The organism is Citrobacter sp. Marseille-Q3906 (assembly GCF_916618775.1).
Lineage (GTDB): Bacteria > Pseudomonadota > Gammaproteobacteria > Enterobacterales > Enterobacteriaceae > Citrobacter > Citrobacter murliniae.
In genome coordinates this window covers 522,034-540,591 of record NZ_CAKAKA010000003.1, presented here as the reverse complement: position 1 = coordinate 540,591, position 18,558 = coordinate 522,034, and the positions used below count along the sequence as shown (strand labels likewise).

Sequence of the window (18,558 nt, the reverse complement as noted above, 5' to 3'; positions counted from 1 at the left end):
GCAGCAATGAGTCAGAACGTATACCAATTTATCGACCTGCAGCGCGTTGATCCGCCGAAGAAACCGCTGAAGATCCGCAAGATCGAGTTTATCGAAATTTACGAGCCATTTTCCGAAGGTCAGGCCAAGGCGCAGGCGGATCGCTGCCTGTCCTGCGGTAACCCATACTGCGAATGGAAATGCCCGGTACATAACTACATTCCGAACTGGCTGAAGCTCGCCAACGAGGGACGTATTTTTGAAGCCGCGGAGCTGTCTCACCAGACTAACACGCTGCCGGAAGTCTGCGGCCGTGTCTGCCCACAGGACCGTTTGTGTGAGGGTTCCTGTACGCTGAACGACGAGTTTGGCGCGGTAACTATCGGCAACATTGAACGTTATATCAACGATAAAGCGTTTGAGATGGGCTGGCGTCCGGATATGACTGGCGTTCGCCAGACCGACAAACGCGTGGCGATTATCGGCGCCGGTCCGGCTGGTCTGGCCTGTGCTGACGTGCTGACCCGTAACGGCGTGAAGGCCGTGGTGTTTGACCGCCATCCAGAGATCGGCGGCCTGCTAACCTTCGGTATTCCGGCCTTCAAGCTGGAGAAAGAGGTCATGACCCGCCGCCGTGAAATTTTCACCGGCATGGGCATAGAGTTCAAACTCAACGTTGAAGTCGGTCGCGACGTACAACTCGACGATTTGCTGAAGGATTACGACGCCGTGTTCCTTGGCGTAGGCACCTATCAGTCGATGCGCGGCGGACTGGAAAACGAAGACGCCGATGGCGTGTTTGACGCCCTGCCGTTCCTGATTGCCAATACCAAGCAACTGATGGGCTTTGGCGAAAGCAGCGACGAACCATACATCAGCATGGAAGGCAAACGCGTGGTTGTGCTGGGCGGTGGTGATACGGCGATGGACTGTGTGCGTACTTCTGTTCGTCAAAACGCGTCACACGTTGTCTGCGCCTATCGTCGCGACGAAGAAAACATGCCGGGTTCTAAACGCGAAGTGAAAAATGCGCGTGAAGAGGGCGTGGAATTCCAGTTCAACGTCCAGCCATTAGGTGTTGAAGTCAACGCCAACGGTAAAGTCTGCGGCGTAAAAATGGCGCGTACTGAGATGGGCGCACCGGATGCCAAAGGTCGCCGTCGCGCGGAGATCGTCGCGGGTTCCGAGCACGTTGTTCCTGCTGATGCGGTTGTTATGGCGTTTGGTTTCCGCCCGCACAGCATGGAGTGGCTGGCTAAACACAGCGTCGAACTCGATTCGCAGGGGCGTATTATTGCTCCGGAACGCAGTGACAACGCCTTCCAGACCAGCAACCCAAAAATCTTCGCCGGTGGTGACATCGTGCGCGGTTCGGATTTGGTGGTAACGGCGATAGCCGAAGGCCGTAAAGCTGCTGACGGGATTATGAATTACCTGGAAGTGTAATCCAGCTTCTTCTGGTATCTCATCTACATCCGTGGATGAGATACCAAATTCCTGCCGCAATACCATCAAGCACTGTCATGTAAGCCAGCATGACAACACGATTTTCAACGGGAAAAACTCTCCGAATCAATCCCCCAACACATCAATACCGCGAATGAAAACAAAGTAATAATTAGACGGAAACGTTTGCTTTACTCTGGAAACTGTATATTATGCGGCGGATTTTTTGGTCCAAATTCAAGGAGGCGTTGTGTCGCAAGATAACAATTATAGCCAGGGCCCCGTCCCTCTGGCGGCGCGAAAAGGCGTGGTTCCACTGACGTTTGTGATGTTGGGGTTAACGTTCTTTTCAGCAAGTATGTGGACCGGAGGCACACTCGGTACCGGTCTTTCCTATAATGATTTCTTCCTGGCAGTTCTCTTCGGTAATCTCCTCCTCGGTATTTACACTGCATTTCTCGGTTACATTGGCGCAAAAACAGGGTTATCCACCCACCTCCTCGCACGTTACTCATTTGGTATAAAAGGTTCCTGGCTTCCCTCGATGCTACTGGGCGGTACGCAGGTGGGCTGGTTTGGCGTTGGCGTGGCAATGTTCGCCATCCCGGTTGGCAAAGCGACGGGAATTGACGTCAATATCCTGATTGCCGTTTCCGGCCTGTTGATGACAATGACCATCTTTTTTGGCATCTCGGCATTGACGGTGTTATCTGTCATCGCCGTACCCGCTATCGTTATTCTTGGCAGCTACTCGGTCTGGCTGGCGGTGAGCGACGTAGGTGGTTTGGATCATTTAAAAACGATTGTGCCGCAAACGCCGCTGAATTTTTCAACCGCACTGGCGCTGGTGGTAGGCTCGTTTGTCAGCGCAGGTACACTGACCGCCGACTTCGTCCGCTTTGGTCGTAATGCCAAAGGCGCGGTGCTCATTGCCATGGTGGCATTCTTCCTTGGCAACTCATTAATGTTTATCTTCGGTGCAGCAGGCGCCGCCGCCGTAGGGCAGGCGGATATCTCTGACGTGATGATCGCCCAGGGGCTGCTGCTGCCAGCAATTGTGGTTCTCGGCCTGAATATCTGGACGACTAATGACAACGCGTTATACGCATCCGGTTTAGGTTTTGCCAATATTACCGGTCTTTCCAGCCGTACGCTTTCGGTAGTAAACGGCATTATTGGTACACTGTGCGCGCTGTGGCTTTACAATAACTTTGTCGGCTGGCTGACCTTTCTGTCGGCGGCGATCCCCCCTATTGGTGGGGTGATTATCGCCGATTATCTGTTGAACCATCGCCGGTATGCCGATTTCAACAACGCGCGGTTTATTCCCGTAAACTGGGTGGCTATTCTGTCCGTTGCACTGGGCATTGCCGCCGGACACTATATCCCCGGCGTTGTGCCGGTCAACGCCGTACTCGGCGGCGTATTCAGCTACATCCTGCTGAATCCACTTTTCAATCGCAGCCTTGCTAAATCCCCGGAGGTCAGCCATGCAGAATAATACCCTCACCATTCGTCAGGCGCGTTTACAAGGACGCGAAGGATTGTGGCAACTCACCATTGAAAACGGGCGTTTTAGCCGTATTGAACCTCAGGACGCTGCATCTTTACCGCAGAGTGAAGTTCTTGATGCTGAAGGCGGTTTGGCCATTCCGCCGTTCGTTGAGCCGCATATCCATCTGGACACCACGCAAACCGCAGGTGAACCAAACTGGAACCTGTCGGGTACGTTGTTTGAGGGTATTGAGCGCTGGGCTGAACGTAAGGCGATGCTCACTCACGAAGATGTGAAGACCCGCGCAATGCAGACCCTGAAGTGGCAGATGGCCAATGGCATCCAGTATGTTCGTACTCACGTTGATGTTTCAGACCCCACGCTCACGGCACTGAAAGCCATGCTGGAGGTGAAACAAGAGGTCGCGCCATGGGTGGAACTGCAAATCGTTGCGTTCCCGCAGGAAGGCATCCTTTCTTACCCCAACGGTGAAGCGCTGTTAGAAGAAGCCGTGCGTCTGGGGGCCGACGTCATTGGCGCGATCCCCCACTTTGAGTTTACGCGTGAATATGGCGTTGAGTCGTTGCATAAAATTTTCGCCCTGGCGCAAAAGTACGACCGACTCATCGATGTGCACTGTGACGAAATTGATGACGAGCAATCACGCTTTGTTGAAACCGTAGCGGCACTGGCACATCGCGACGGAATGGGAGAACGCGTGACCGCCAGCCATACCACGGCAATGCACTCCTATAACGGCGCGTATGCTTCTCGCCTTTTCCGCCTGCTGAAAATGTCGGGCATTAACTTCGTTGCTAATCCGCTGGTGAATATTCACCTGCAAGGGCGTTTTGATACTTATCCGAAGCGCCGTGGTGTAACGCGCGTTAAAGAGATGCTGGAGGCGGATATCAATGTCTGCTTTGGTCATGATGACGTCTTCGATCCGTGGTATCCGTTGGGAACCGCGAATATGCTGCAAGTGCTGCATATGGGATTACACGTGTGCCAGTTGATGGGATACGGACAAATTAATGATGGGCTGAACCTCGTCACTACCCATAGCGCGAAAACCCTGCATTTGCAGGACTACGGCCTGAGCGTGGGAAATTCCGCTAACCTGGTGATTTTACCTGCTGAAAACGGGTTTGATGCGGTTCGTCGCCAAACGCCGGCACGTTATTCAATTCGCCACGGGCGAGTCATTGCCGAGACGAAACCAAGCCAGACAACGTTACATCTGACACAGCCGGAAGCGGTAACGTTTAAACGGTAGGTTGTTGTTTCAAATATTGCCGCAGGCGCTCAGACTGCGGCCCCCCATATACAACTGTTTCCTGTCAAACATGTAATAAGCTGGCACGTACCTTAATCACGACCTTTTTGATTTCCGCAGGAGTCTCGACCGCGCAGCCCGGTTTATGAGGCTCGCCCGGCATAAAAATCGCAAACATCCCGGGTTTCAACGTGATCATTTGCTCATCGATAATCTGGCTGCAAAGTTGATAATCCTCTTCAACATGAATCGCCTCACACTGACGAGCAGAATCTGTCGTACCAAACAGAATGCGCTCTTTACCCTCCAGCAACACCTGGATATCAATGTATTGCTGATGCAGCTCCGCTTTCTTTTGTTCTGGATGCTGCGTGACGAACTGCATGACATTCATAAAAATATCATCACCCTGCAGCTCATAGCTTCCGGGCGCTTTTTCCTGCGGTATTGCCGCAACGGCCAGCATTAATGCCTCATGTAATACCGGGTGTAATCCGGCAGAAGGTAGCGTACGCAAATCACCTGACATCATAATCATTCTCCCTGGGCCAACAATGCAGCCCCCAGTAATCCAGCGTCATGGCGGTAATGTGCCGCCTGTAATTTCACGTGATAGGCCAGGGGAGCTTGTGCCAGATAAGACTCCACCAGCGCCAGATACCCTTCAGCCAGCCCGACACTGCCGCCAATGACCACGCACTGGCAGTCAGTTGTCGCTTTCACATCGGCTATCAATCGCGCGACAACCGCTGCAGAATGCGCAAACAACCGCATGGCCTGCTCATGCCTCTGGGCTGCACGCGCAAAAATAGTTTTCGCATCACATCCGGCGAGATCATCCCGAGCGGCGGCGGCAATCCCGCGACCTGAGGCAATAGCCTCCACGCAGCCCACGCGCCCACAACCGCAGAGCGGCCCGTGCGGATCGGCCAGCGTATGCCCCAGGTGCCCGGCCAGGCCACCGGACCCGGTAAGTAATTTACCGTTGCTGACTACACCGCCACCAACGCCAGTCGAAACGGTGATAAACGCCATATCACTTATTTCATCAGCAAGAGCGCGATATTCCGCCCACGCAGCTGCCTGTGCATCATTAACCGCCATCGTCGGCAAACCAGTCAGATCATTTAACGTCTGCACCAGTGGAAAGTGCACCAGCCCACCAAGATTTAACGGATTAATCGCCAGCAGTACCCCATCACGGATAATGCCAGTCGAGGCAATGGCTACGTGCGTTGCCTGCGTCTGCAGCGGCTCAACCAGCGCTTTTAGTGCGGCCCGCAGCGCATCCGGTGTTTTACTGGCTGGCGTAGGTAATTCACGGCGATCGCGGATTTGCAGGTCGCTATCCACCAGCGCGGCAGCCAGTTTAGTGCCGCCGATATCAATCGCCAGCGTAGTCATAACATCGCCTTCTTCATTGCTGTGATGTACCACTGGCAAATGTGTTCCAGTCGGGTAATGGCAGAGCCGACCGTGACGGCCCATGCACCATGTTGCACCGCTTCAGCAGCCTGTGCAGGAGAGTTGTAACGCCCTTCAGCAATCACCCGGCAACCAGAATCACTCAACGCTTTCACCAGTGCCAGGTCTGGTTCTTCCGGTGTTTCTGCCGTTGTATAACCAGAAAGCGTGGTACCGATAATTTCAGCCCCGAGTTTTTGGCATGCCAGACCATCTTCCAGCGAGGAGCAGTCTGTCATCGCCAGCCTTTGATGCTGATGGATGCGTGCCAGCAGCGTTGCAACAGGTACAGGCCGCACACGATCGGTACCATCAATGGCAATAATGTCCGCGCCAGCCAGCACCAGCGCATCAACATCCTCTAAAAAAGCGGTAATACGTACCGGGGAATCATCCAGATCGCGTTTAAGAATGCCAATAATCGGCAGCGAAACCACTGCGCGAGTAGCACGCAGGTTCTCCACACCTTCGATACGCAGTGCCACTGCGCCGGCCTGCTCTGCCGCCAGCGCCATGGCAGCAACGATCTCAGGTTTATCCAGCGGGCTGTCAGGAACAGGTTGGCAAGAAACAATCAGTCCGCCGTTAGCGGCAATTTTTTTATCCAGTTGTTCAAGTAACGACATACTTCTTCCCTTACGAAAATTGCCCGGATCAGGACCGGGCAAACGGATTAACCTTTTGATTTCACGAAAGCACTTTTATCACCGCCAAACGGCACAGCTCCACTGAACGGTTTACCATCAATGGCATCATGCGTGCGCAGCGCTTCCGGTCGCAGCCAGCGCTGCACGCGGGACGGCATATCGAGGCCTATCAGCAGGATCACCACAAAGGTCAGGCTAAACGAAAGCGATCCCAGCGCAGTCCCCAGATCCAGACGTTGTGCAATCAGCGCCCCGATGATCGGTGCCAGCGCTCCACCCAATGCACCGACGTTATAGGTAAAGCCCAAACCCGCCGCACGCTGATCGGTATCGAAATAACCGCCAATCAGTTTCGGTAAGATCCCGGAGATCCCTTGCCCAAGCATTTGCTGGAAAAACAGTAGCAACCCCAGTACCCAGACGTTTGTACCACCAATCGCAAACACCGGAATAATCAGCAATTGCGATGCCAACAGACTACAGACATAGGCTTTTCGGGTCCCCAGCCAGTCACCAAGAAAGCCGCCGACGCAACAGCCAACCGCCGCGCCAAAGCCGCTAAAGAACAGCACCCTGGCAACCGTTGAAGGGTCGTACATCAGTTCAGTTTTAAGATAGGTTGGCAACAGCGCCTGAATCGGCCACGAATAGAGGAAGGCAAACAGCACAACCACCATCAACATCACGCCCGTTGGCCAGCGCTTACCGCTGCTTTGCACCATAAAGCTAATGAAGATGACGGCGCATATCAGCCCGAGGATCGCCACGATTGCCGCGTTTTGCAGGTTACCCGCGAAGCAGAACCACAGCGCGGTCGCAGCAGCGAGGGTCATCAGTATATTGATAACCCGATGTTCACCCCGATAGAGAATGTCCACCATTGTGCGCACTGGCGCTTTGCCTTCGTGTTTTTCTTTCCAGTCTTCAGCTTCCGGAATATTTTTGCGCAACCAGAGGGCGAAGATAATCGGTACGATGCCAATGAAGAACAGCGCGCGCCATCCCCAGACCGGAACCACCAGGCTGTAAACCTGAGCGGCTATCACCGCCCCCACAGAAAAACCAGAAATCAGGAAACCGCTGGCTTTGTTGCGTAGGTGTTTAGGCCAGCTTTCAATAACATAGGTCGCGCTGGAGCCATATTCACCCGCCATCCCCATACCGATAACCAGACGAGCGATAAACATAGTGGTGTAACCCGGCGCAAAACCACAGGCCAGTGTTCCCACAGAGAAGAGAATAATACTGGTGACCATTGCCAGACGACGCCCGTAACGGTCGCCCATCGCCCCCAGCATCAGTCCACCAAACCAGCGAGAAATAAAGGCTGCTGAAATCAGGCTGGCGGCCTGCACCGTCGTCAGCCCGAATTCACCTTGTACTTCCGTCAGCACAAGGGCGATTAACACAAAATCAAAACCATCCAGCAAATATCCCAGCCATGCGGCTGAGAATGCCCGCCATTGCGCACGGTTGAGATGGCGATACCACGGGATGCTCTGGGTAGAAGTACTCATTTTACTCTCCCGACGATTTTTGTTGTTGTGCCGGATGACGGCGTTGCCTTATACAGCCTACGATCGACATATGTAGGCCGGGCAAACGAAGCGCCCCCGGCTATACGCTGTTACGCCTTTTCCGCCAGCAGTTGGTTAGCCAATGCTTTCAGTTCTGGCAGGTATTTTTCATCTACAGGAGCAAACGGTTTACGGCACAGCGGTACGGAGATCACGTCCATAAAGTGCAGGACCGTTTTCAGACCACGGAATACGCCGACTTTAATGAGCAGATCGATAACCTTATTGCACTCGGTTTGCAGCTTTTGTGCAGTCCGGACGTCGCCTTCTTTGAGCGCTTTCACAATTCCCTGGTAACGCCATCCCATGATGTTGTAGGTACTGCCAATTCCGCCATCAGCGCCAGCCAGCAGGCCAGAAGCGAAAATTTCGTCATAACCGTTGTAAAGCACCAGATCAGGATGCGCACGACGGATCTGCTCCATCTGATAGAGATCGCCAGAGGTTTGCTTCAGTGCGCCAACACCCGGCAGCGTCACCAGTGTGTTGATCTGATCCAGCGTCAGTTTGACGCCACTCAGTGCTGGAATGTTATACACCACCATTGGTAAGCCATCAGCGGAATCAATGATTGCGCGATAGTGATCGCAATGTTCTTCGAAGCTGAACGGATAGTAAAACGGAGTGACTGCGGAGACTGCATCAAAGCCGTAGCGATGCGCGGCGCTCGCCAGTTGTTGACTCTCTTCGGTACTGATTGTGCCAACGTGCGCGATTAAAGTGACTTTACCTTTCGCTTCTTCAGCAACAATTTCCAGCACCTGCTCTCTTTCAGCACGGCTCTGTACAAAGGCTTCACCGGTAGAACCACCGACATAAAGCCCATCAATACCCTGCTCAATGTTGAAGCGCACCAGACGACGCAAACTCTCAGTGTCCAGTCGCTGTTGGTTGTCGAACGGAGTCAACAACGCCGGCATTACGCCTTTTAAATCTCTTGCCATAACTACCTCTGTCGATGATTAGTGTTATCTGACTGCATACCTTTATACCTGTTATACCAGATCAAATAAGCAGCAATACAATACAGAACGCTTATAGTGCGATCTGCCTCACTAAACGATCGTCAGGATCGCGATCACTTTCGCAATTTTTTATTTTTACCGAAGGCGTGCCAGGTGGCGGATACGCTGTTGAGATGTTCTTGTAAGGCGCGGTCAGCTTCATCAGGATTGTGCTGGCGAATGGCCTCGACAATAGCAATATGCTGCTGATAACTCACGCTATTGTGTTCATGCAATTCCTGATCGGCAACGGTCGGACGAGCCGCAATCAGCCAGTCCAGCAGCGCGACATGGATCGCCATAAAGATAGGATTACCAGGGATCTCCGCCAGTACTCGGTGAAAATCAACGTCCGAACGAATGAACAACGTATTGTCATCCAGCGACTGGCTGTTGATCTCCAGCGCTTTCGCCAGCCGATCGATTTGCTCGTCAGTGGCATGTTCCGCAGCGTAACGCACCAGGCTGGATTCAAAGAACAACCGTAGCTGTTCAAAGTGAGCGATGCCTCCCGGATGCGAGAGGAAATCTTTCGCCATCCCGGACAGTTCACTGATGATAGTATCTGCAGAGGGGCGCGAAACGCGGGCACGTTCGCCATTGTTGATTTGCACCAGACCTTTACGCTTTAACGCAGCAAGCGCTTCCCGCACGGAAGGACGACCCACGTTGAAGAAAGCCATCAGCTCTCGTTCCGACGGCAACTGCTCACCTTCGCCAAATTCCCGACGACGAATCATCTGTTCCAGCTCTTCTTCAACCATTTCAGACAGTTTTTTACGCGCCAGTGGACGGTTACGTAAGCTACGGCCAATGGTCGATGGAGAGTCTTCAGCTTGCGAATCAAATGCGTTCATAGGGTCCATTCCGCTAAGTCGAGGTGACAAACAACAGCGAGTTCATCCTAACACAGGATCGAAAGCAGGGTGTAATGATGGTCGCCCGGCAAAGCTGGCACATTGTGAATATACAAAATAGAAATATTATTTATCATAAAAACATTCAGGTTAAATTTAATTACAGAACACTATATTTGATTTATGAAATTAGCGAACATGATCGTGAAAAATTATCATAACCATCTATTTTAAAACGAAAAATATTTTAAACTCTGAATAAAAAATAAGATATCCACTCCATAAAAAGGCGCAGAAAAAATATAACATCCGCATTTATAACAATGTAATTACCGGATTTATGTTCTTCTCTGCCATGGAGTGAAAAAATGTTCGGCATCATTATCTCTGTCATCGTTTTATTAACGATGGGTTATCTGATCCTCAAAAACTACAAACCACAAGTGGTACTGGCAGCTGCCGGGATCTTTCTAATGATCTGCGGGGTCTGGCTGGGCTACGGTGCGTTGGTCGCGCCTGATAAAAGCAGCGGCTATTTGCTGGTCGATATTTATAACGAAATTCTGCGTATGCTCTCAAGCCGGGCCGCAGGACTTGGACTGTCAATCATGGCGGTGGGCGGTTATGCCCGCTATATGGACAGGATGGGAGCCAGTAGAGCCATGGTTAGCCTGTTAAGTCGACCTCTTAAGGTTATCCGATCACCTTACATCGTTCTGGCCGCCACCTATGTGATCGGCCAGATCATGGCACAGTTCATAACCAGCGCCTCCGGGTTAGGCATGCTACTGATGGTCACGCTCTTCCCGACATTAGTCAGCCTTGGTGTGAGCCGTTTGTCTGCGGTGGCAGTTATTGCCACTTCAATGTCGATTGAATGGGGCATTCTGGAAACCAACTCAATTTTTGCCGCACAAGTGGCAGGAATGAAAATCGCCACCTACTTCTTCCATTACCAGTTACCAGTGGCTTCCTGCGTAATTATCGCCGTTGCCATTGCGCATTTTTTCGTGCAGCGCCAGTTTGATAGAAAAGCGTTACCGGATAGCGCAGGTTTCGCCGAACAAAAGAGGCTCGAAGATGTACCACCGCTCTATTATGCCATTTTACCAGTAATGCCGCTGATCCTGATGCTGGGTTCGCTGTTCCTTGCACATCAGGGATTGATGAAAGCAGAACTGAATCTGGTGGTGGTGATGCTGTTGAGCATGACAGTGACCATGTTTGTAGAGTTCCTTCGCAAACACAATCTGCGCGAAACAATGGACGATGTGCAGGCTTTTTTCGACGGCATGGGCACGCAGTTTGCGAATGTCGTTACGCTGGTGGTGGCAGGCGAGATCTTTGCTAAAGGGTTGACCACTATCGGCACCGTCGACGCGGTTATTAAAGGTGCGGAACAATCCGGGCTCGGCGGTATCGGGGTGATGATCATTATGGCTGTGGTTATTGCTGCCTGCGCAATCGTAATGGGGTCCGGCAACGCACCGTTTATGTCTTTTGCCAGCCTGATCCCGGATATCGCTGCCGGGCTGCATATTCCGGCTGTCGTAATGATTATGCCTATGCATTTCGCCACCACGCTGGCACGCGCAGTTTCACCGATCACCGCAGTCATTGTCGTGACATCAGGCATCGCTGGGGTATCGCCTTTTGAAGTGGTTAAACGTACGGCGATCCCAATGGCCGTAGGATTTGTGGTGAATATGATCGCCACAATCGCGCTGTTTTACTAACCCCGAACGCAGAAAACAAAACAGGCCCAAAGGGCCTGTTTTTTTATTTAACTACGCGTAGCGCTGGACGTCCACCACGAGGAGGCGGTGGAGTATCATCCGGGTCATTGTCGTCGCCGTTGTCAGGTTTATCACCATCAATGACGGACATGACCGTTTCGCTCTCAAAGCCAGGAGCTTCGTTGTCGTCATCGTTTAGGCTGGCGACATCTTCGTCATAGGCGGATTCTGGCTCAAACATCGTACCGGCACCGTTTTCACGAGCATAAATTGCCAGAACAGCAGCCAGCGGCACAGAAACCTGACGTGGTACTCCGCCGAAACGCGCGTTAAAGCGCACTTCATCGTTAGCCAGTTCCAGGTTCCCAACTGCACGCGGTGCAATATTCAGAACAATTTGCCCATCACGCGCATATTCCATAGGAACCTGCACGTCCGGGAGCGTCACATCCACCACCAGATGCGGCGTAAGCTGGTTGTCTAGCAACCACTCATAAAATGCACGCAGCAGATACGGACGGCGCGGTGATAGTTGTGGCAAATCCATACAGATTAACCCCGGCCCAGGCGCATTTCACGTTCAGGCTCAGTCAGAGAAGCCAGGAATGAGTCACGTTCGAAGACGCGAGTCATATATCCTTTCAGCTCTTTCGAACCTGCACCGCTGAATTCAATACCCAGCTGCGGTAAACGCCACAGCAGTGGTGCCAGATAGCAATCTACCAGGCTGAACTCATCGCTCAGGAAATACGGTTTCTGACCAAATACTGGCGCAATCGCCAGCAACTCTTCGCGCAGTCGCTTACGAGCGACATCAGCTTCAGAAGCAGAACCGTTCACGATGATGTTCATCAGCGTGTACCAGTCTTTTTCGATACGCTGCATGTACAGGCGGCTCTCACCACGCGCAACCGGGTAAACCGGCATCAGCGGCGGATGCGGGAAACGCTCATCCAGGTATTCCATAATGATGCGAGATTCCCACAGGGTCAGCTCACGATCCACCAGTGTCGGTACGCTCTGATTCGGGTTGAGGTCGATCAGATCCTGAGGTGGATTGTCCTTCTCCACATGCTCAATCTCGAAACTAACACCTTTCTCAGCCAGCACAATGCGGACCTGATGGCTATAGATGTCAGTAGGACCAGAAAACAGCGTCATTACCGAACGTTTGTTGGCAGCGACAGCCATGAAAACCTCCAGGTATATTCAGAATTTTACTGCTACCAGCCACTATATATGGCCAGTCAGAAGTGGTGTCACCCATATTCGGGAAAGCCATTATTGCTCAAAATACAAACAAAAAATGAACGATACCGGACATTTGGGCAGAAAATTGGATGATAGTTTACCAGATTTTGTGACCTTTGTGGTGAGTCGATTCTGGAAATGGGGAAAAAGAGGTGGCAATCAGCACATTACCGTGGATCTTCGCGGCGAGTATACATAAAAAAACCCGCCGAAGCGGGTTTTTTCGCAAATTGAGCTCTGCCGAAGCAGAAACCAATTAACGTTTGGAGAACTGAGGACGACGACGTGCTTTACGCAGACCGACTTTCTTACGTTCAACCTGACGAGCATCACGGGTAACGAAGCCAGCTTTACGCAGTTCGCCACGCAGGGACTCATCATACTCCATCAGAGCGCGGGTGATACCGTGACGGATCGCACCAGCCTGACCAGAGATACCACCACCTTTAACAGTGATGTACAGATCCAGTTTCTCAACCATGTCGACCAGTTCCAGCGGCTGACGAACTACCATGCGGGCAGTTTCACGACCGAAGTACTGTTCCAGAGAACGTTGGTTGATTACGATTTTACCACTGCCCGGTTTGATGAAAACGCGAGCTGCGGAACTTTTGCGGCGACCAGTGCCGTAGTATTGATTTTCAGCCATTGCCTATAATCCCGATTAGATGTCAAGAACTTGCGGTTGCTGTGCCGCGTGGTTGTGCTCGTTGCCAGCGTAAACTTTCAGTTTACGGAACATAGCACGACCCAGCGGGCCTTTTGGCAGCATGCCTTTAACCGCGATTTCAAGCACACGCTCAGGACGGCGAGCAATCATCTCTTCAAAGGTCGCTTGTTTGATACCACCGATGTGACCGGTGTGGTGATAGTACACTTTGTCAGTACGCTTGTTGCCGGTTACAGCAACTTTGTCAGCGTTCAGAACGATGATGTAATCACCGGTATCTACGTGCGGAGTGTATTCCGCTTTGTGCTTGCCGCGCAGGCGCAGAGCCAGTTCGGAAGCCAGACGGCCCAGAGTTTTACCGGTCGCGTCAACAACATACCAGTCGCGTTTTACGGTTTCTGGTTTAGCTGTAAAAGTTTTCATTAAAAGCTTACCCAAATAAATAAGTTACACGTTGGTGAACACCCAAACGTTTTGTCAGTTGAGGTTCACACGACATTGTCCAGCAAACCTACCCCTTCGAATAGCCTATGCCGGCACATAGAAAGTTTTGGGAAAAAAACTCTCTCGTAACGTGGGGTCGCAAGATTATAGAGAAGTCAGGGTCAAAGATCGACCCCTTTATGTGATTTGCGGCGGGTTTAACCCGCTAAATGTTCCCGTTTCAGATACTCTTCGCTTTGCATCTCTTGCAAACGCGACAAGCAGCGCTGGAATTCAAACTTCAGGCGTTCACCCTGGTAGATCTGATATAAGGGGGATGCCGCACTCACGACCAGTTTGACATGGCGCTCGTAGAACTCATCAACCAGCGCGATAAAACGCCGTGCTTCGCTCTCCATCAACGGTGTCATCACTGGTACATCAGATAACAGCACCGTATGGAACAGGCGCGACAACGCAATGTAATCGTGCTGACTACGCGCATCGACGCAGAGCGTGGTAAACGAAATCGCCAGCGTTTGGTTTTCTACGGCTAACGTCGGCATCGGGCGATGGTTTATCTCCAGCGTCGGAGCATGCTCACCTTTCGCGCCCGCTAACGCCAGCCACAGTTTATCCATCTGCTGCTGAGTTTCATCATTAAGTGGCGATAACCATAAATGCGCCTGCGTTAACGTACGCAGACGATAATCAACGCCAGCATCTACGTTCATGATGTCGCAATACTGTTTGATTGCCTCGATAGCGGGCAGAAAACGTGCGCGTTGCAAGCCATTACGGTACAGCTCATCAGGCGGAATATTAGAGGTCGCAACCAGCGTGATACCACGGGCAAACAGCGCTTTCATTAATCCACCGAGCAGCATCGCATCGGTAATATCTGAAACAAAAAACTCGTCAAAGCACAGCACATCCGTCTGGGCTTTAAAACGGTCGGCAATCACCTCCAGCGGGTCACTTTGACCTTGCAGAGCGGTAAGTTCTTCATGCACGCGCAGCATAAAGCGGTGAAAGTGCAGACGCTGTTTACGTTCACCCGGCAGGCTATGGTAGAACAGATCCATCAGCCAGGTTTTCCCACGCCCCACTCCCCCCCACATATACAGCCCGCGTACCGGCATATTTTCCGTCGGCTCACGTTTACCCAACAATTTACCAAAACGGGCCATCAGCCCACTCTCCTGCGGCACAGGACGTGTTCGGGTTGTGAGTTCCTGGAAAATAGTTTCCAGCCGATTCACAGCTTCTTGTTGTACGTTGTCAGGTTGATGGCTGCCGTCGTTGAGGGCCTGCAGGTAACGCGATGTCGGGGAAAGGCTTTGCATGATGTTATTGTTATTCCTTGAGAATCGATGTGCCGTCGCTCACGGTTGACGAAAAAAAGGCCGTTCTACACTACGCGATATAAAGACGGGATTCCACTTCTACGGGATTAGCGGTTATAGTGGCATAATCAGGCGCAGGCATGGAGCCTAAAGCCAACACCCTACGGAAACAAAAGACAACGGGAGATGTTCATGACCTGGGAATATGCGCTAATTGGGTTAGTCGTCGGTATCATTATTGGTGCTGTAGCCATGCGTTTTGGTAATCGTAAATTACGCCAACAGCAGGCATTGCAGTACGAACTTGAAAAAAACAAAGCTGAGCTGGAAGAGTACCGTGAGGAACTGGTGAGCCACTTTGCCCGCAGCGCTGAGCTGCTGGACAACATGGCGGACGACTATCGTCAGATCTATCAGCATATGGCGAAAAGCTCCAGCAACCTTCTTCCAGGTATGTCACCGGAATCCAACCCATTCCGTAATCGTCTGGCAGAGTCTGAAGCAGGCAACGATCAGGCTCCGGTTCAAATGCCGCGTGACTATTCCGAAGGGGCGTCCGGCCTGCTGCGTAGTGGCGCAAAGCGCGACTAACTGCACATCGTTAAGAAATTTATTGGGCGCAGCAATTGCGCCCTCCGCTTCTCTTCCCTTCCCAGCTATTATTTAGTCGTTAGCCGCATTGTGACCAAACCCAAAATTCAATAACATCAAACTGTTTTGAATCATCTTCCGTTTACTCAAGGTACGAGAGCAGGATCAATGAAAAAACAAACCCAGCTGTTGAGTGCATTAGCGTTAAGTGTCGGGTTAACTCTCTCGGCGCCGTTTCAGGCCATTGCGTCGATACCCGGCCAGGTTCCCGGTCAGGCAGCGCTCCCCAGCCTCGCCCCAATGCTGGAGAAAGTGTTACCTGCTGTCGTTAGCGTGAGGGTCGAGGGTACCGCCGTTCAGGGACAGGGACAGAAAGTCCCGGAAGAATTCAAAAAGTTTTTTGGCGATGAACTGCCAGACCAACCTTCGCAACCGTTCGAAGGTCTGGGGTCGGGGGTTATTATTGACGCCGCAAAAGGCTATGTTTTAACCAACAATCACGTCATTAATCAGGCACAAAAAATCAGTGTCCAGCTTAATGATGGCCGCGAGTTCGACGCCAAGCTTATCGGTAGCGACGAGCAGAGCGATATCGCGCTACTGCAAATTCAACACCCCAGCAATCTGACGCAAATTGCCATCGCCGACTCCGACAAACTGCGTGTAGGTGATTTCGCCGTAGCAGTCGGTAACCCGTTCGGACTGGGACAAACGGCAACTTCAGGTATCGTATCGGCGTTAGGCCGTAGCGGTCTGAACCTGGAGGGTCTGGAAAACTTTATTCAGACCGACGCATCTATTAACCGCGGTAACTCCGGCGGCGCATTGCTGAACCTGAATGGTGAGCTGATCGGTATTAATACCGCCATTCTGGCTCCGGGCGGCGGCAGTATCGGCATTGGCTTTGCTATCCCAAGCAACATGGCGCGCACGCTGGCTCAGCAGTTGATGCAGTTTGGTGAAATCAAACGCGGCCTGCTGGGTATTAAAGGCACGGAAATGACTGCCGATATTGCCAAAGCGTTCAAACTGGATGTGCAGCGCGGCGCGTTTGTCAGCGAAGTTCTGCCTGGCTCCGGCTCTGCGAAGGCTGGAGTGAAATCCGGTGATGTCATTACCAGTCTCAACGGCAAACCGCTCAACAGTTTCGCTGAACTGCGTTCGCGCATCGCGACAACCGAGCCGGGTACCAAAGTTAAACTGGGACTGCTACGTAACGGCAAACCACTGGAAGTTGAAGTCACCCTGGACACCAGCACATCGTCATCTGCCAGCGCAGAAATGATTGCACCTGCGCTACAGGGGGCAACGCTCAGCGATGGTCAGTTAAAAGACGGCACTAAAGGCATCAAAATTGATAACGTCGAAAAAAGCAGCCCTGCCGCGCAGGCCGGTCTGCACAAAGATGACGTTATCATCAGTGTTAACCGCGATCGCGTGAACTCGATTGCTGAAATGCGCAAAGTCCTGGAAGCGAAACCATCGATTATTGCTCTGCAGGTGGTACGCGGTAACGATAATATCTATCTGCTCCTGCGTTAACCTATGCGAACCGGACATCAGCCTGCCGTGTGATGTCCGGTAAACTCGTGATATGCTGCTGCCGTTCCCTTTTTTAATGACGCCGCCATCATGTTTGTGAAGCTTTTACGTTCGGTCGCGATTGGTTTAATCGTCGGCGCCATTCTGCTGGCCGCGATGCCCTCTCTGCGCAAAATTAATACGCTTTCCGCACCACAGTTCGACAGTGCAGATGAAACACCCGCCAGCTATAATCCGGCGGTTCGTCGCGCTGCGCCTGCCGTGGTTAACGTTTACAACCGCAGTATGAATAGCACGACGCATAACCAGCTCGAGATCCGTACACTCGGCTCGGGCGTTATCATGGATCAACGCGGCTATATCATTACCAACAAACACGTTATCAATGATGCCGACCAAATCATCGTCGCTTTACAAGATGGGCGTGTGTTTGAAGCCCTGCTTGTCGGCTCCGACACGCTGACCGACCTTGCGGTACTAAAGATCAACGCTTCTGGCGGACTGCCAACCATCCCAATCAATAACAAGCGCGTTCCGCATATTGGCGATGTCGTTCTCGCCATCGGGAACCCGTACAACCTTGGGCAAACAATCACCCAGGGGATCATCAGCGCCACCGGTCGTATTGGTTTGAACCCAACAGGGCGGCAAAATTTCCTGCAAACAGACGCCTCCATCAACCACGGTAACTCGGGCGGCGCGCTGGTCAACTCGTTGGGTGAGTTGATGGGTATTAACACGCTGTCATTTGATAAAAGTAATGATGGCGAGACACCTGAAGGGATTGGTTTTGCCATTCCGTTCCAGCTGGCAACCAAAATCATGGATAAGCTGATTCGTGACGGACGCGTTATTCGTGGGTACATCGGTATTAGTGGTCGTGAGATTGCTCCGCTGCATGCTCAGGGCAGTGGGATGGATCAAATTCAGGGGATAGTGGTTAACGAAGTCGCCCCGGATGGTCCGGCAGCGCAGGCAGGTATTCAGGTTAACGACCTGATTATCTCGGTCAACAATAAACCTGCGGTATCAGCCCTGGAGACCATGGATCAAGTGGCTGAAATTCGCCCCGGGTCGGTTATCTCAGTCATTGTGATGCGCGATGATAAACAGTTGACGCTCCAGGTGACGGTTCAGGAATACCCGGCAACAAACTAGTATAATTGGGATGTAAAAAAACCGGAGATTACTCCGGTTTTTTTATACGTCAAACCTGATGGCAACGCAGAAGCGTCTTATCTGGTCGACACGAAA

Annotated in this window: 18 protein-coding genes; 7 read left to right on the top strand and 11 right to left on the bottom strand. The window is 52.0% G+C overall.

What is annotated here, in order from left to right; genetic code table 11:
- The first annotated feature begins 6 nt into the window (after window positions 1-6).
- The 3 genes from gltD (at window position 7) to LG384_RS19960 (ending at window position 4,196) form a co-directional block, all read left to right on the top strand.
- A complete protein-coding gene (gltD, locus tag LG384_RS19970) occupies window positions 7-1,425 on the top strand; it encodes a glutamate synthase subunit GltD (RefSeq protein WP_048220478.1) in 1,419 nt (472 codons plus the stop codon).
- Between the two features lie 250 nt (window positions 1,426-1,675).
- Window positions 1,676-2,926, top strand: coding sequence for a cytosine permease (codB, locus tag LG384_RS19965; RefSeq protein WP_045448109.1), 1,251 nt, complete (start codon window positions 1,676-1,678; stop codon window positions 2,924-2,926).
- A complete protein-coding gene (locus LG384_RS19960) occupies window positions 2,916-4,196 on the top strand; it encodes a cytosine deaminase (protein ID WP_045448111.1) in 1,281 nt (426 codons plus the stop codon). The genes codB and LG384_RS19960 overlap by 11 nt, the downstream gene beginning before the upstream one ends.
- Window positions 4,197-4,260: 64 nt before the next feature.
- Here the strand turns inward: LG384_RS19960 and nanQ are convergent, their stop codons facing one another.
- From nanQ to nanR, 6 genes are all read right to left on the bottom strand, one after another.
- A complete protein-coding gene (gene nanQ, locus LG384_RS19955; protein WP_200041787.1) occupies window positions 4,261-4,728 on the bottom strand; it encodes an N-acetylneuraminate anomerase in 468 nt (155 codons plus the stop codon).
- A gap of 2 nt (window positions 4,729-4,730) precedes the next feature.
- Window positions 4,731-5,600: an N-acetylmannosamine kinase gene (locus LG384_RS19950; protein WP_225761601.1), complete on the bottom strand. Its 870-nt coding sequence runs from the start codon at window positions 5,598-5,600 to the stop codon at window positions 4,731-4,733.
- Window positions 5,597-6,286, bottom strand: coding sequence for an N-acetylmannosamine-6-phosphate 2-epimerase (locus LG384_RS19945; RefSeq protein ID WP_225761412.1), 690 nt, complete (start codon window positions 6,284-6,286; stop codon window positions 5,597-5,599). The genes LG384_RS19950 and LG384_RS19945 overlap by 4 nt, the downstream gene beginning before the upstream one ends.
- A gap of 47 nt (window positions 6,287-6,333) precedes the next feature.
- A complete protein-coding gene (gene nanT / locus LG384_RS19940; protein WP_045448119.1) occupies window positions 6,334-7,824 on the bottom strand; it encodes a sialic acid transporter NanT in 1,491 nt (496 codons plus the stop codon).
- Window positions 7,825-7,934: 110 nt separating this feature from the next.
- Window positions 7,935-8,828, bottom strand: coding sequence for an N-acetylneuraminate lyase (gene nanA, locus LG384_RS19935; protein WP_225761411.1), 894 nt, complete (start codon window positions 8,826-8,828; stop codon window positions 7,935-7,937).
- A 134-nt stretch (window positions 8,829-8,962) separates the two neighbouring features.
- A complete protein-coding gene (gene nanR / locus LG384_RS19930) occupies window positions 8,963-9,754 on the bottom strand; it encodes a transcriptional regulator NanR (RefSeq protein ID WP_045448125.1) in 792 nt (263 codons plus the stop codon).
- A 359-nt stretch (window positions 9,755-10,113) separates the two neighbouring features.
- Here nanR and dcuC point away from each other — a divergent pair, with 359 nt between their 5' ends.
- Window positions 10,114-11,481: an anaerobic C4-dicarboxylate transporter DcuC gene (gene dcuC, locus LG384_RS19925; RefSeq protein ID WP_225761410.1), complete on the top strand. Its 1,368-nt coding sequence runs from the start codon at window positions 10,114-10,116 to the stop codon at window positions 11,479-11,481.
- 43 nt (window positions 11,482-11,524) lie between these two features.
- Here dcuC and sspB read toward each other — a convergent pair whose 3' ends face one another.
- The 5 genes from sspB to zapE form a co-directional block, all read right to left on the bottom strand.
- Complete coding sequence (gene sspB, locus LG384_RS19920) at window positions 11,525-12,028, bottom strand: ClpXP protease specificity-enhancing factor (RefSeq protein ID WP_048220472.1); 504 nt, start codon at window positions 12,026-12,028, stop codon at window positions 11,525-11,527.
- 5 nt (window positions 12,029-12,033) lie between these two features.
- Window positions 12,034-12,672, bottom strand: a complete 639-nt coding sequence (gene sspA / locus LG384_RS19915) for a stringent starvation protein SspA (protein ID WP_045448133.1) — start codon at window positions 12,670-12,672, stop codon at window positions 12,034-12,036.
- 316 nt (window positions 12,673-12,988) lie between these two features.
- A complete protein-coding gene (gene rpsI / locus LG384_RS19910) occupies window positions 12,989-13,381 on the bottom strand; it encodes a 30S ribosomal protein S9 (protein ID WP_003025138.1) in 393 nt (130 codons plus the stop codon).
- A gap of 15 nt (window positions 13,382-13,396) precedes the next feature.
- On the bottom strand, window positions 13,397-13,825 hold the full coding sequence (gene rplM / locus LG384_RS19905) for a 50S ribosomal protein L13 (RefSeq protein ID WP_003025141.1): 429 nt from the start codon (window positions 13,823-13,825) through the stop codon (window positions 13,397-13,399).
- Window positions 13,826-14,043: 218 nt separating this feature from the next.
- Entirely contained in the window at window positions 14,044-15,171 is a 1,128-nt protein-coding gene (gene zapE / locus LG384_RS19900) for a cell division protein ZapE (RefSeq protein ID WP_045448136.1), read from the bottom strand.
- Between the two features lie 192 nt (window positions 15,172-15,363).
- Here zapE and zapG point away from each other — a divergent pair, with 192 nt between their 5' ends.
- The 3 genes from zapG to degS all read left to right on the top strand — a co-directional run bounded on the left by zapG (window position 15,364) and on the right by degS (window position 18,462).
- Window positions 15,364-15,762, top strand: coding sequence for a Z-ring associated protein ZapG (gene zapG, locus LG384_RS19895; RefSeq protein WP_045448139.1), 399 nt, complete (start codon window positions 15,364-15,366; stop codon window positions 15,760-15,762).
- Window positions 15,763-15,930: 168 nt separating this feature from the next.
- Window positions 15,931-17,304, top strand: a complete 1,374-nt coding sequence (gene degQ, locus LG384_RS19890) for a serine endoprotease DegQ (RefSeq protein ID WP_048220471.1) — start codon at window positions 15,931-15,933, stop codon at window positions 17,302-17,304.
- Between the two features lie 90 nt (window positions 17,305-17,394).
- Window positions 17,395-18,462 (top strand): outer membrane-stress sensor serine endopeptidase DegS, encoded by a 1,068-nt coding sequence (degS, locus tag LG384_RS19885; protein ID WP_045448145.1) that lies wholly within the window; start codon window positions 17,395-17,397, stop codon window positions 18,460-18,462.
- Window positions 18,463-18,558 lie beyond the last annotated feature (96 nt).